This window comes from Desulfatiferula olefinivorans, assembly GCF_054657895.1.
The window spans coordinates 1-13,304 of record NZ_BAAHXV010000011.1 but is presented as its reverse complement, the minus strand read 5'-3'; the positions used below and the strand labels follow the sequence as shown (position 1 = coordinate 13,304).

Below are 13,304 nucleotides of genomic sequence, written 5' to 3'. Positions count from 1 at the left end.
ATGCCTGAAGTTTCAATTATCATACGTACCAAGAATGAGGAAAGATGGATTGCTCACTGTTTAGGAATGATTTGCAAACAGGTTTACCAGGACTTTGAGATTATTCTTGTTGATAATGAAAGTACTGATTATACAGTTCAAGTTGCTAAACGATTCCCACTGGCAGCAATAATAAAGATTAAGCAATATCTTCCAGGCTTTGCTATTAATGAAGGTATACGTGCATCTTCAGGTCGGTATATTGTCTGTATCTCTGCACATTGCATTCCAAAGGATTGCTTATGGCTAAGTAATTTGATAAAAAATATTGATGATGAAAAGATTGCAGGCGTATACGGCAGACAAGTACCTGTTGCCTTTACTTCTGATGTAGATAAACGTGATCTTCTTACAACATTTGGCTTAGATCGAAGAATACAAATTAAAGATTACTTCTTTCATAACGCTAACAGTATAATTCAAAAGGATATATGGGAACTTTTTCCTTTTGATGAAAATGCAACAAATATTGAAGATCGGTTATGGGGAAAGGCCGTTATTGAAGCTGGTTACCAAATTATTTATGAGCCAGATGCAGTTGTTTATCACCATCATGGTTTGCATCAGGGCAATAAACCTGAAAGAGCAAAAGGTGTTGTGTCGATTATTGAACAGGTCGATTCAGCTTCCATGAATGGTTTGCCAGAGTCATTAAGGCCGGATAATGTTAACATAATTGCGGTAGTACCGGTAAAGGGTGCTATTGACCCAAACTCAATTGAAAACCAACTGATAAATCAAGTGGTAGCAGAACTTAAAAATGCAAAATATATCAATGAAATTTATTTTTTGTCCGATGATAATGAACTTTCTGAGAGACACGGGTTATCCTGGATTCCACGTTATGAAATCGCTGGTGTTGACTCCTTTAGTATTGATGAGTTAATGAAAGAAACCTTGGTAATGATAGAAAAAAGGAAAATTTATCCTGAAGCCCTTCTGTATGTAAATTATGAATACATTTTTAGACCACATAAGTTATTTGATAATATTATAGTTGATGCACAGTATAAGGGCTATGATACTGTATTCCCGGGCCTTATAGACTATGGTCACTATTGGGTTGTAAATGGAATGGGTGAGTTTATACAAACGTCAGCTTCAATGAAACCCCGAAAGGACAGAGAACCAACCTATAAAGCTCTTTATGGGTTAGGGTGTTTTACATCGTCAAGTGTGCTTCGAACTTGTAATCTGGTTGGTGGCCGTATTGGTATTTTACCAATAGATGATAGTAGAAGTGCTTTGAGAATTGGCCAAATAGGTGCTGAAAATATTTTTTACACATTAATGAATGAAAAAAAAGAGCTTGTATAAATGAATAATAGTCCAAAAATACTTGCGATTACATTGGCAAGAGGTGGCTCAAAATCTGTCCCATTTAAAAATATTCGTCCAATTTTAGATATCCCATTGATTGCTTATACAATTGCAGAAGCAAAACGAAGCAATTTAATTACACGGTATATTGTTTCTACAGATGATAAAGACATTCAGGAAATAGCAATTAAGTATGGTGCTGAAGCCCCTTTTTTAAGACCCCTTGAATTTGCAACTGATACAGCTAGCTCAGTTTCTGCATTACAGCATGCAGTACAGTGGGTTGAAAATGATGAGGGTATTAAATATGATTTTATAATAGAGTTAATGTGCACAAACCCTTTGAAAATTGTAGAAGATATTGATGCTTCTATTATAAAATTAATTTCAACAGGTGCTGATTCTGTTATCGCAGTGAATAAAATAGAAGATAATCATCCGATTAGAATTAAAAAAATTGTCGATGATAGAATCGTTGATTTTTGTTTTCCGGAGGTACCTGAAATGCGCAGGCAGGATCTCAAACCGGATGCATATATTCGAAGTGGATCTATTTATGCGTTAAAAAGGGATCATCTCATGGTTGAAAACCTTCGCTATGGCAGCAAGAACAGCCGTCCTTATATTCTCCCTCTGGAAAGATCAGTAAATGTAGATACTGAAATAGATTTTTTAATTGCGGAAAAAATTATTGAAAAAAAACCTCGAAACTACATTAAGCCTGTAAATAAAAAGGATTAAAACATTGAGAAAACCAAAAATATTATCTATTACCCCTGTTAAGCATATAAAGGGTTTATGTGAAATACTGGAAATTACTGGTGAGGTAATATACTTAGAGGACCCAAGCTTAGAAGAGGTCATTAATAAAGTTGGAGATTGTGATGCAATATTCACGAACCCAAACAAATCTAAAGTATTTATTGGGCAAGAAATACTTGATGCCGCAGAAGCTTTAAAAGTTATTTGTACAGCTTCCACCGGGACTAATCATATTGATAAACAATATGCTAAAGATAAGAAAATACCTATTCTTTCTTTAACTGAGGAGAGAGCAGTAATAAATAAAATAAGTTCAACTGCAGAACTGGCCTTTTCGCTCATGATGAGCGGACTTCGGCATGTTGTGAGAAGTCATAATAACGCTCTTCAAGGTGAATGGAATTATGAAAATTATATTGGCCGACAAATGAATTATTTAACAATTGGCGTAATCGGCTATGGTCGTTTAGGATCAATGTTTGCTAATTATTGCCGTGCATTTGGTTCTAACGTTCTTGTTTATGACCCTTACAAATCGGTTGAAAACGAATATTACGAGCAAGTGGCAAATTTAGATTTATTAGCAAAAAAATCCGATGTAATTGCAATACATGTGCATGTGAGTAATGAAACAGTTAATATGGTTGATGAACAATTTTTAAAAAAAGTAAAAAATGACGTTTTGATAGTTAACACTTCTCGAGGAGATATGGTTAACGAGAAGGATATCGTCTCTTTTTTAAAGATGAATCCTAAAGCTAAAATAGCAACGGATGTACTTGCTGATGAAGTCCGAAACAAAGTAAATAGCCCCTTATTAAAATATGCAAAAGAGAGTGAGCAGGTTACAATTACCCAGCATATAGGTGGCATGACTATGGAAGCGCAGGAAATCGCATATTGCCATGCCGCAAAAATGATGAAAAATTTTTTTAATTAATAACTCAACTTTCGGGATTCAATTTACCGCCCCAGCCCAGTTCTTTGACAATCCGGCATTGATCAAAGCCGTTTCAATGACTGTATCAAGAAAAGCGTGAGCAGTTTTTCACAAAAGTTACCGGTCTGGCGGATTTTATCAACAGTAAGTATAAGTACCCGGTGAAGCGCTTCAACAAAGGATATATCCTTGATTTCATCACAACAGGCATAAAAGAGTTCGCCAAAAGTCCTGTTGTCTTTCCTCAGCCTCAACTGGTAGGAAAGAAACATATACCTCATGAACACAATAGACGTATGTGCAATAAGAGCATCATAATCTCGGCACTGAATTTTCTTTGCAAGTTTGAGATGCTGTTTTGCCATTTTAAAGAAGGCTTCAATATCCCAGCGTTTTCCATAAATACGAACAATATCTTCGTTTGAAAGTTCGATATCGGTTGACAGGATTGCAAGCCAGTCTTTTTTTCTCCGGTCCCGTACAAAAACGATTTTTGCTTTATGATTTTCAGAAAGATCAGCAATAACGCTTGCTAATATTTTTGCTCTGCCCCTGCGTTTTTTGATCATTTCGTAGATCGATTTCAAGTCAGTTTTTTTCCCGTTATACCGGTAATGAATTTTGGGGCTCTTTTTAATCATGCCGATAACTTTGATATGGTCTATCAAAGCCATTATCCTTGCAGGCATCATGAACCAGCTGTCCATTAGCAGGTATTTTGCACTGAACCCTTTGCCGAGAACCCGTTGAACCATAATTTTCACCTGTTCAGTAGATTTGGTGACGGCCTCTTTACGACGCTGCCAGGCGCAAGAACGTTTATCCATAGCCTTATGATTTCCACTAAGCTGATTTTTGGAATCACTTGATGATAAAAGTGCAAAATCAATCGGAAAGCAGCTTGCACCGTCACTCCAACAAACAGTCAACATCCGAAAACCTTTCATGTATCTGCAGGGACTGTGATCCCAGACACGTGAAAGAAGCTCTACCATTTTTGACCGTGAACGATCACAAGGGCTGTCGTCACTAATCAGAACAGATTCCCGGTCTTCACTGGTCAGACTGTTAAAGAAAACGAAAAGACTGTAACCCAGATTCAATAGCAGTCTTCGCAAGTTTAGGCTACACCTTTCAGAATTTCATAGGCCGAGTCTTTACCAAAGGAAGTATCTTCATCGACGACAATTCTACGGTAAGAATTCTTAACGAAAAAAAGCAGTGTAAATATTCGTTCTATCAAAACACGGACTCCATAGCCGTGGCGCTTACGGATTCCGCAGCGATGTAGTAAAGTTCCAATTTTGAAGTTGTCAAAAAAATCATTAATCTGGCTTTGAATCTGAATGTCGGCTTGAGATTTTGTAGTGTTCCGGCTATGTGTCATCTTGAGCCTTTCTGTTTGATTTTATTGTGATTTGTGGCGAATCAATTTTATATCAAATAGTTTTTAACCCTTCAACTCTTTTATTCATTTCTTCAGAACGATATACACTTTTTTATACCTTCTTTATTAATCCCGAAAGTTGAGTTAATAAGAGAAATTTTTTAATATTAACTTACTACTGTCAGAAATAAATCAAAAGTCTAATTTACTAGAAGCCATCTCAAAATAAATTGAAAGCCGAGTGCTTTGCATTGCACGATAACAATTTGGAATTACAGATAAAACAGAACCGCTGGCAACTATCTGAAATTATTTAAAATAAAACTATAAATAACTATCTGATTATGCAATATAATCAGAATGGAACTTACAAACGAACAATGGAACAGGATAGAGCAGCTGATCAGAGCAACAACGCCTCCGAAAGACCCACGAGGGCGTAAACCACGAAATCCGCGAGAAGTTTTAAATGGAATCTTATGGATATTAAGAACAGGGGCACCCTGGCAGGATTTACCGTCAAGGTATCCTCCACACCAGACCTGCCCTAGACGATTCCAGCAATGGGTGGAGCAAGGGTTATTCCGGAAAATTGCCCATGAGCTTGCACAAGACCTGTACGAGCGAGGCCAGATTGATATCAGAGAGGCTTTCATAGACGAGACGTTTGTGCCGGCAAAAAAAGGGGTCTTGCTGTCGGCAAGACGAAGCGTGGCAAAGGCACCAAGATCATGGCAATCGCGGACGCTTCTGGTTTTCCTGTCTCCGCTTACGTGGAAAGTGCTTCTCCCCACGAAGTAAAGCTGGTTGAAAAGACCATTGACAGCAGCTTTACAAAATATGCTCCGGATCGACTGATTGGCGATAAGGCATATGATAGTGACGGCCTTGATGAAACCTTGATGGATGAACGTGGCATAGAAATGATTGCCCCCCATCGAAAGGGTCGAAAAAAACCGAAAACCCAGGATGGCCGAACTCTTCGACGATATCGAAGAAGGTGGAAAGTTGAACGACTTTTTGCCTGGCTCGAGAACTTTAGGAAACTCACTGTGCGATACGAGTACAATGTTCAGAATTTCCTTGGATTTCTTCATCTTGGATGTTCACTTATTCTACTCAGATTATTTTGAGATGGCTTGTAATGAACTATAATAATAACATTATTAATAGAAAATAGAGGGTATATGCTAATTTTAAAGGATGATTGGGAGTTTAGTGTTCTTGGTATATATAATTATAAAAAACCTGGAAGATTTGATGCTATCATATCATTTATTAAAGAAAACCATGAAAGTATTCCAGGTGATATTATCGAATCTGGAGTTTATAAAGGCAGTTCATTGATTGCACTTGCGATGCTTTTGAAAGAGGTCGGGTCAGATAAAAAGGTTTATGGGTTTGACAGTTTCTCTGGGTTTCCTCCGATATACCATGAAAAAGATCGGATTTCAGAATTTGAAAGATTGGTAGAGCTTGGCTCTATAGATAATGATCATATCGTTGCTGTAAGGAAAAATATAGAATATATTGAAAAATTGCATAGTGTCTCTATTGTTAAAAAAGAGACTGGAATTTCGTCATCAGGTAGCTTTGAGGAAACGAGTGTTGAACTATTAAAAAAAAAGATTGAAATAGCAGAGCTTGATAACATTATTCTAGTTGAAGGTCCATTTAGTGAAACAATGAAAAAGAATGTCATGCCTGAGAAAATAATGGCGGCAATTATTGATTGTGATTTGTACCAGAGTTATTTGGATACATTTGATTTTGTATGGCCAAGGCTTTCCGTTAATGGAATGGTTCATCTGGATGAATATTATTCATTAAAATTTCCAGGCGCCAGAATTGCCACTGATGAATTTGTTTCAAAAAACAATGATGCTAAGTTAAAAAAAACAGAAAATAAAGTTGGAGATTTTGAACGGTGGACATTGTTGAAAACAACTATTTAAATGATATGAAAAATGTCGTTTTACAGCGACAACTCAATGTCATTAACTTAGCGAAGCGGTTTGTAACAAGTATGAAACCTACCGCTGCGATTATTGAAGTTCCGTTCGAATTTTCTCCCTGGCCTAACAGGTGCGGTGGACCCCATCGTTTAGACAGCTTTAAGTGCAAAATAAGCTCTGAGCCGGTTAATAATCATTTCAACGCTACTTCAGCGTTTCGTCCTTCAGCCGTGCCAACGGAAGGAGCCCGGAGGGCGACTGGAGTTGGCACGGCTGGGCCTCGTCAGGCCGCCAGTTTTTCTTGATCTTTGAAATAACATTCATCCGGGGGCATGCCATCCAGTGACTGATGTGTTCTCTCACGGTTATAGTATTCGAACCAGTCTCTCAAGCCTTTTCTCATTTCAAGAGCGTTTTCAAAAGAATGCAGGTTGAGATAGTAGTATTTCACAGTCCACCAGAGACGTTCAATGAAAATATTGTCCAGGTATCGGCCACAGCCATCCATACTGATTTTGATACCGTTTGTTTTTAAAACATTTGTGAAGGCCCCGCTTGTAAATTGGCTCCCTTGATCCGTATTGAATATTTCCGGGCGGCCATATCGTGCAATAGCATCTTCCAAAGCGCTTACACAAAAATCGGAATCCAGTGTATTGGAAAGCTGAAAGGACAACACTTTCCGGCTATGCCAATCCATAATGGCAACCAGATACATAAACCCCCGCCTCATCGGAATGTACGTGATATCAGCAGCCCAGACCATGTCCGGCCGATTGATATCAAGACCTCTCAATAGATAGGGGTAAATCCGATGCTTCGGATGCGGGTGTGCTTGTTCTGGGTTTCGGGTAGATCGCTTCTATATCCATTAGCCGCATGAGCCGTTGAACCCGTTTCCGATTGATTTTATAACCCTGTCTTTTCAAATAATCACGGATGGTTCGGCTGCCGCTTGTCGGATGTTTCATATAGTGGTCATCGATCATTTTCATCAGTTCAAGATCCTCTTCCTTGATTGGCCGAGGTTTGTAATAGACCGATGACCGGTTGATGTCCAAAAGACGACATTGGCATTTCAGGCTGACTTTTTGATGTTCGGGCTTGATCATCTTTTTTTTCTGCTGAAAATTCAGAGATCGAGCCCTTTGGACAAAAAATCGTTTTCAACCTCCAGTTGACCGATTTTTCGGTACAATTTATCAAGCGTGGCCTCATTGTTCTTCTTGGACTTTTGTCCTTTATCGAATAGATCGGAAGCGCCTTCAAGCAAGGCTTTCTTCCAGTTATTGATCATGGTGGGGTGCACTTGATATTTGGCTGCAAGTTCCGCGATGGTCTCTTCGTTCTTGATGGCAGCTATAGCTACTTTTGCCTTAAATTCCGAGCTGTACTGTTTTCGTTTCCTGCTCATGGTCATCTCCTTTTAACTTGGTGACTCAGAGCTTAGCACATTGTCCAGTTTTTGGGGACCACCGCAATGGGATATGGAGCCCATATCAGAGCACTTTCTTCCAACTGGAGCTTTTTAGAGAACCGGATTCTATTATTGAGAGTGAATATATCATATCGAGCATTCAATATCAATGATTATATCTATAAATTAAGCTACTTATGCCTGAATTTGCACCACTAAGTTAATGACATTGAGCGACAACTATCAATCGAAATTTTATATGATAATCTCTGACCAAGAGGGAAATCGTATCTTTTTTAGGTCATAAATAGAAATGATTAAGAACAGTATCAATTTCTTTAAAAATAAATATTCGAGTTTTATTGAAAATGGTAATTTTTCAGAAATAATGACAGGCTCAGCCTTGGCTTTGGGCGGAAGGGTTTTTGCAACAGGTTTAAGTTTAATAGCGAACATTGTTGTAGCCAGATATTATGGTGCTGAAGTTGTCGGAATTGTAGCAGTTGTTAATTCCTTTCTTATGTTGGCAACAATATTCACGTTATTAGGCACTAATACTTCGATTATGCGTTTAATTCCAGAATACATGGTAAAGTATTCGGCATCATCGGCTCGTCAGGTCTATCGAAAATCCCAATTCATAGTTGTAGTTGCATCGTTTTTTTTTGGGATTATTTTTTTTTTCAATAGTGATATTATAGCGACGAAAATATTTTCTAAACAACACCTCTCTTTTTATTTTTGTTTAGCGTCAATATTTATTATTTTCAAATCATTAACACTGTTTAATACTCAAGCTGTTCGGGGATTAAAGCTTATAAAAGTATTTGCTTGCATGCAGGTACTGCCTCAAGCAGGAAATTTATTGTTTTTATTACTATTAGGACTAATAATACCGTCGAACGATGTTCCAATTTATTCTTTGTTTGGATGCCTAATCATGACGGGTGTTGTTGGCTCGTTTATTATGGAGATTTCATTCAGAAGAATTACCCATCGGGGTGATTTGGTAAAATCTATTCCAACTGCTACAATTCTTATGATTTCACTTCCAATGTTTATGACCGGAGCCATTAATATTGTTAGTGGGCAGGTTGGAATAATAATGATTGGAATCTTGGGTAGCGAAAGTGATGTCGGAGTATTTAGTGTCGCCGTAAAATTAGCCACCTTGACAGGATTTATACTCAAAGCTATTAATACTATAGCTGCGCCAAAGTTTTCTGAACTCTATCATTCATTTAATATCGATGAGCTGTTTATTGTTGTAAAAAAAACAGCAAAACTAATTTTCTGGACTACAACCCCAATTCTAATAAGTTTAATAATTTTAGGAAAATACTTGCTATTAGTTTTATTTGGCCATGATTTTGTTTTGGCCTATCCGGCATTAGTGTTTCTAATTTTAGGCCAATTTGTAAATTCTGTTTCGGGCTGTACGGGTATTTTTATGAATATGGCGGGCCATCAAAAAGCCTTTCGTAATATAATATTTGTTGGGTCAGTTGTTTTTGTAATTTTAAATGTGACATTAATACCAAGGTATGGAATAAATGGTGCGGCTTTTTCAGTTTTGTTAAACGAATGCATATGGAATGTTTCTACATTAATATTTATTAAGTTGAACTACGGTAAAACTACAGGTTATTTCCCATTAGTAGGTTAAATTAAGTAAACGTAATTAATTTTTAATGGAAAATTTAAGATGGGGAAAAATAGTATAGGATGAAAAAAATAGTATATAAAGTGATTATGGGGGACTATGATTACCTTGAAGAAAATAATTTTTCGATAAGTAGTGATATTGAGTATTGGTGTTTCACTGACCAACCAAAACTGCAATCGAAAGGCTGGAAGATTGTATATGTTGATGATTCATATATTGAAAACCTTGCGAAGCAATTTAAGGAAGATTTTAAAAATGGGCTTTCGCCATTTTATTTGAATCGTCATTTTAAAATTTTTCCTGAAAAACATTTTCATGATGTAGAGTATTCAGTGTATGTTGATGGTCATATAATAATTACAAAATGCTTATCTGAATTAATAGATGACACTTTAAAAAATTCAGATTGGGCAGGCCCTCCACACCGAAATGGTGGTAATATATTTATTGAAGCTGTACGATGTTACGAGGATTCAAAAATTACACTATCAGAACTTAAATATTTTATTTCATCCTTAGAAAAATTACAAATTCCTTCGAATACCCCTTTTCCGGAAAATGGGGTAATTGTTAGGCGGCATAATTCCAAAAAAAATATTGCATTTTCAAATATTTGGTGGAGAGAACTTCTTCACGGCCCTCAAAGAGATCAATTACATTGGCAGAAGGCATTTGTTTTATCCTCCATAAAGTTTAATTATTTGCCATATAGTGTAGTTCGCGAAAATGAATACTACAGATTGTCATGGCATAAACGGTATAATATAATATATTTTATTTTATTTTATTGTATAAAAAAAATCAGATTTTTTCTTCGATCAATATGAGAGAAATATATCAAGGATAAAATGTGTAAGTATGAAGGTTATATGTGTATTTTTTGGTATTGGACGCGGTTTGGAGCTATCGGCACCATCAATCGAAAATAAAATAATAAAACCGTTGATCAAATTAGGGTGTAAAGTTTCTATTGTTTACATATTAAACGAAACAAAAGAAATATCGAATGTTAGATCTAACGAATTGGGTAAAATTCCGGTTGTAAATGAAGGGGTGTTTAATAAATGTAAAATTATTAGAACAACAGAAGAGTTGCTATTAGACAATAATATACTCAATTTCTCAAAAAGGTTTAAAGATCGATTCAACGATAACTATAAATCTAACAGCAACCTTATATGTCAGCTTTCAATGCTTGAATTGGCAAATAAATCAGTAGATTTTTCTATTTATGACAAAGTGATTTTATGTAGAGATGACATATATTTTGCAGATGATAAAGTCAATTTGAAAAATATACTTAATGTAAGTGATTCTGGTCCAGTTGTAAGCCTATGGCATTGGCATGGTGGCATTAGTGAACGATTTGTTGTCTGCTCACCTGACGCGGCAAAGAAAATATGTAATCGTAAGAACCTTATACAAGAATATTTCAAGAAATTTAGTTTTCTACATAGTGAATCGTTACAGTATTTTTGTTTTGAAAAATATAACTTGATACCCCATGCGTGTAATATAAAATTGATACGGTGTCGGATTAATAGTAAATTACATAAAGAAAATTTTAGAATCGCAATTTGGCGTCCCTACGAGACACTAAGAGTCTTTATAGCTTTTTCAAAGTACCTATACAGGAACTATCATGGTTAATAAGGTTTTTTTCAGTTATGGATTTAATGAATATTAGGATTATCGGCTCAGGCTCTCAAAAGAAAATTAATAAAAAAGAAAATGAACATCAAATTTATTGTAATGCTAGTGTAGTAAGAGGTAATATAGATACGAGGTTACATGATTTTATTTTCATAACTGATGGTGTATTACTGACAGATGAAGAACTTAAAAAATGTCAAAACGCTAAAGGCTTAAATACTATTGAAAGCTTCAATATAAGACGAGCCAAAAGAATATCCTTACACAAACGACATGTTCGTAATTTACTGGTTGTCAGTAATAAGAATAAACATGAGCTACATCAGCGGATCAAAAATATTGGGGTATCATACGAGAGTCTTGTTGTTTTGAGCAGCCATGCAATATCTGTGTTGTTATTTCGTTATATGGGATTACGAGTTATACTTACGATATTCAAATATGGTTTTAAACCAACACTATTTTACCTTATTTCTTTAATGCTGCCAATAAAGTTTAAACCACCTGTTAGTGTTCGACCTTCGACAGGCATGGTTGCATACCTGTGGGTAACTTTAAATCTGAAAGGCATCAAGGATAAAGTTATACTTGACGGAATTGGTAATAGTATTGAAGCCCATTATCCATGTGTGAATGATACTCAGGTAAAAAAGTATGCGTTTAATCAGGTTCATACGATTGATACTGTATTATATAATAATTATATAAAACAAAAGTAAATATTTGTTTATTGGAGTTGAATATGAATGAAAGTAATATTGGTGGTTTGCGACACATAAATGTTTACTCACTGCCTCGCTCTGGTACAAACCTATTTGCGGCAATAAACCATGCTCATCCTGAAATTTTTTCGATTAATGTTGGTGGCGGTCGATATCCTATAGCATTTTCGTGGCATGATCTATTAAAAAAATCAATTGTTGTAAACGGGGAGATAAATAAAAAAAGGAATCAAATTAGGTATATTTTGAGAGATGAATTAAAATTCGGTTTTGTTGGAAAAAGAGTAACTTATTTTCCCCAGTTCCTATTCAAAGTAATTTCATTTTTCCGTAGCAATGATGCTATTATTATTTTGCTTAGAAACCCGTACGCAATAGCATCTTCAATGCATAAATATTACACGAAAAAAGGTACACACAAAAAGTGGAATATGGAGAATGAGTTAAATATAGAGTTGTTTTTAAAAAATTATTTTAACTTAATTTTTAGTGCGAATCGAGTTAAGAAGAAAGTGCTTTTTTTATCTATTGACGAATTTATTTCGAACCCAAACGTAATAAAAAAATATTACGATTTTTTAGGTACTAATTTTATAGAATATAGCGGATATCAAGAGCTTAAATGTCAGTGCGGTGAAAAGTTTAATGTCAAAGAAAATAGTGTTTATTGTAAAACTTGCGGCCCTATTGAGGGGCCTGGTGGATTAAATTTGGGCATTAAGATTGACACACAAAGATTACGGGATATCTCATTTTTACCAGTAAGAAGCAAAATGCTCATAAGAAGTTATTTATTTAAAAAATTTGGGGAAATTACGGATGAAATTTTCTGTATGGATGGTAGGCTTAATGTGCATCCATTATTAGCATCAATTGATAATCCATAGCATAACCGGCCAATTTTTTTGGTAATTAATTTTGTGAACAAATTTCAAATATTATACATAATAACCAGGCAATAAAATACAATAATAATATTAAGCAAAATGTTCGAATTTTGCTATATAGGGTGCATGAAAAAAAATTTCGCAAGAAAACATAGCACAGAGGTCCAGCAGCAACTTCGTAATCAGGCCTACGTCTTAGAAAGACAGGCAAAAAATACAAGGAAATATCTGAAATCATAGGTGTGAATGCAGTAACAATTTGTAGGTGGTATAAAACCTATGAACGTGAAGGCAACCCCGCATACAAATTAAAAAGAGAGGGCGTTCAAAAGGAAGCCACCGCACTCTGACACCTGAACAGGAAAAGGAGCTTCAAAAGGTCATGCGAGACAAATGCCCCGAACAATTAAAGCTTTCATTTTCATTGTGGACACGAAAAGCAGTCATACAGGTCATTAAAGAATTTTGTTCAATCGAAATGCCGATCAGGACAGTTGGTGAATACCTGAACAGCTGGGGATTTTCACCTCAACGTCCATTAAAGAAAGCGTATAAA

General features: G+C 35.8%; 13 protein-coding genes and 1 pseudogene. 12 read left to right on the top strand and 2 right to left on the bottom strand.

The window, feature by feature from the left end; translation table 11 throughout:
• The 3 genes from ACYQ11_RS09755 to ACYQ11_RS09745 are packed head-to-tail and all read left to right on the top strand — an operon-like array spanning nucleotide 1 to nucleotide 3,061.
• Nucleotides 1-1,356, top strand: a complete 1,356-nt coding sequence (locus ACYQ11_RS09755; RefSeq protein ID WP_459923584.1) for a glycosyltransferase family 2 protein — start codon at nucleotides 1-3, stop codon at nucleotides 1,354-1,356.
• The gene (locus ACYQ11_RS09750; protein WP_459923583.1) at nucleotides 1,357-2,100 is read left to right on the top strand and encodes an acylneuraminate cytidylyltransferase family protein; all 744 of its coding nucleotides are present in this window, start codon (nucleotides 1,357-1,359) and stop codon (nucleotides 2,098-2,100) included. It begins immediately after the preceding gene.
• Between the two features lie 4 nt (nucleotides 2,101-2,104).
• Nucleotides 2,105-3,061, top strand: coding sequence for an NAD(P)-dependent oxidoreductase (locus tag ACYQ11_RS09745; protein ID WP_459923582.1), 957 nt, complete (start codon nucleotides 2,105-2,107; stop codon nucleotides 3,059-3,061).
• A gap of 62 nt (nucleotides 3,062-3,123) precedes the next feature.
• Here ACYQ11_RS09745 and ACYQ11_RS09740 read toward each other — a convergent pair whose 3' ends face one another.
• Nucleotides 3,124-4,179 (bottom strand): IS4 family transposase, encoded by a 1,056-nt coding sequence (locus ACYQ11_RS09740; RefSeq protein WP_459923581.1) that lies wholly within the window; start codon nucleotides 4,177-4,179, stop codon nucleotides 3,124-3,126.
• Between the two features lie 629 nt (nucleotides 4,180-4,808).
• Between ACYQ11_RS09740 and ACYQ11_RS09735 the strand changes: the two genes are divergently transcribed.
• Both ACYQ11_RS09735 and ACYQ11_RS09730 read left to right on the top strand, forming a co-directional pair.
• Nucleotides 4,809-5,581, top strand: a protein-coding gene (locus tag ACYQ11_RS09735; RefSeq protein ID WP_459923580.1) for an IS5 family transposase whose coding sequence is annotated in 2 segments (ribosomal slippage) — nucleotides 4,809-5,139 and nucleotides 5,139-5,581 — 774 coding nt in all. Because the reading frame shifts where the segments join, the coding sequence is not laid out codon by codon here.
• A gap of 54 nt (nucleotides 5,582-5,635) precedes the next feature.
• Nucleotides 5,636-6,403: a TylF/MycF/NovP-related O-methyltransferase gene (locus ACYQ11_RS09730; RefSeq protein ID WP_459923579.1), complete on the top strand. Its 768-nt coding sequence runs from the start codon at nucleotides 5,636-5,638 to the stop codon at nucleotides 6,401-6,403.
• A 283-nt stretch (nucleotides 6,404-6,686) separates the two neighbouring features.
• Here ACYQ11_RS09730 and ACYQ11_RS09725 read toward each other — a convergent pair.
• Nucleotides 6,687-7,817 (bottom strand): annotated as a pseudogene (locus tag ACYQ11_RS09725) (IS3 family transposase).
• 316 nt (nucleotides 7,818-8,133) lie between these two features.
• On the opposite strand from ACYQ11_RS09725, the gene ACYQ11_RS09720 reads away from it, so the two are divergent.
• The 7 genes from ACYQ11_RS09720 to ACYQ11_RS09690 form a co-directional block, all read left to right on the top strand.
• Entirely contained in the window at nucleotides 8,134-9,486 is a 1,353-nt protein-coding gene (locus ACYQ11_RS09720; RefSeq protein ID WP_459923578.1) for a flippase, read from the top strand.
• A gap of 59 nt (nucleotides 9,487-9,545) precedes the next feature.
• Nucleotides 9,546-10,313, top strand: a complete 768-nt coding sequence (locus ACYQ11_RS09715) for a glycosyltransferase domain-containing protein (RefSeq protein ID WP_459923577.1) — start codon at nucleotides 9,546-9,548, stop codon at nucleotides 10,311-10,313.
• 31 nt (nucleotides 10,314-10,344) lie between these two features.
• The gene (locus ACYQ11_RS09710) at nucleotides 10,345-11,136 is read left to right on the top strand and encodes a hypothetical protein (protein WP_459923576.1); all 792 of its coding nucleotides are present in this window, start codon (nucleotides 10,345-10,347) and stop codon (nucleotides 11,134-11,136) included.
• Nucleotides 11,137-11,153: 17 nt separating this feature from the next.
• On the top strand, nucleotides 11,154-11,858 hold the full coding sequence (locus ACYQ11_RS09705; protein WP_459923575.1) for a hypothetical protein: 705 nt from the start codon (nucleotides 11,154-11,156) through the stop codon (nucleotides 11,856-11,858).
• A gap of 23 nt (nucleotides 11,859-11,881) precedes the next feature.
• Nucleotides 11,882-12,748, top strand: coding sequence for a sulfotransferase domain-containing protein (locus ACYQ11_RS09700; RefSeq protein WP_459923574.1), 867 nt, complete (start codon nucleotides 11,882-11,884; stop codon nucleotides 12,746-12,748).
• A 224-nt stretch (nucleotides 12,749-12,972) separates the two neighbouring features.
• Nucleotides 12,973-13,098, top strand: a complete 126-nt coding sequence (locus ACYQ11_RS09695) for a hypothetical protein (RefSeq protein ID WP_459923698.1) — start codon at nucleotides 12,973-12,975, stop codon at nucleotides 13,096-13,098.
• Between the two features lie 32 nt (nucleotides 13,099-13,130).
• Nucleotides 13,131-13,304, top strand: a 174-nt coding sequence (locus ACYQ11_RS09690; protein WP_459923697.1) for a helix-turn-helix domain-containing protein, incomplete at its 3' end; no start/stop codon positions are given.

Bases quoted from the DNA above. Each gene is read 5' to 3' on its own strand.
- ACYQ11_RS09715 (WP_459923577.1), top strand. From the start codon at position 9,546: ATGAAAAAAATAGTATATAAAGTGATTATGGGGGACTATGATTACCTT.
- ACYQ11_RS09755 (WP_459923584.1), top strand. From the start codon at position 1: ATGCCTGAAGTTTCAATTATCATACGTACCAAGAATGAGGAAAGATGG.
- ACYQ11_RS09705 (WP_459923575.1), top strand. From the start codon at position 11,154: ATGGATTTAATGAATATTAGGATTATCGGCTCAGGCTCTCAAAAGAAA.
- ACYQ11_RS09730 (WP_459923579.1), top strand. From the start codon at position 5,636: ATGCTAATTTTAAAGGATGATTGGGAGTTTAGTGTTCTTGGTATATAT.
- ACYQ11_RS09710 (WP_459923576.1), top strand. From the start codon at position 10,345: ATGAAGGTTATATGTGTATTTTTTGGTATTGGACGCGGTTTGGAGCTA.
- ACYQ11_RS09720 (WP_459923578.1), top strand. From the start codon at position 8,134: ATGATTAAGAACAGTATCAATTTCTTTAAAAATAAATATTCGAGTTTT.
- ACYQ11_RS09750 (WP_459923583.1), top strand. From the start codon at position 1,357: ATGAATAATAGTCCAAAAATACTTGCGATTACATTGGCAAGAGGTGGC.
- ACYQ11_RS09700 (WP_459923574.1), top strand. From the start codon at position 11,882: ATGAATGAAAGTAATATTGGTGGTTTGCGACACATAAATGTTTACTCA.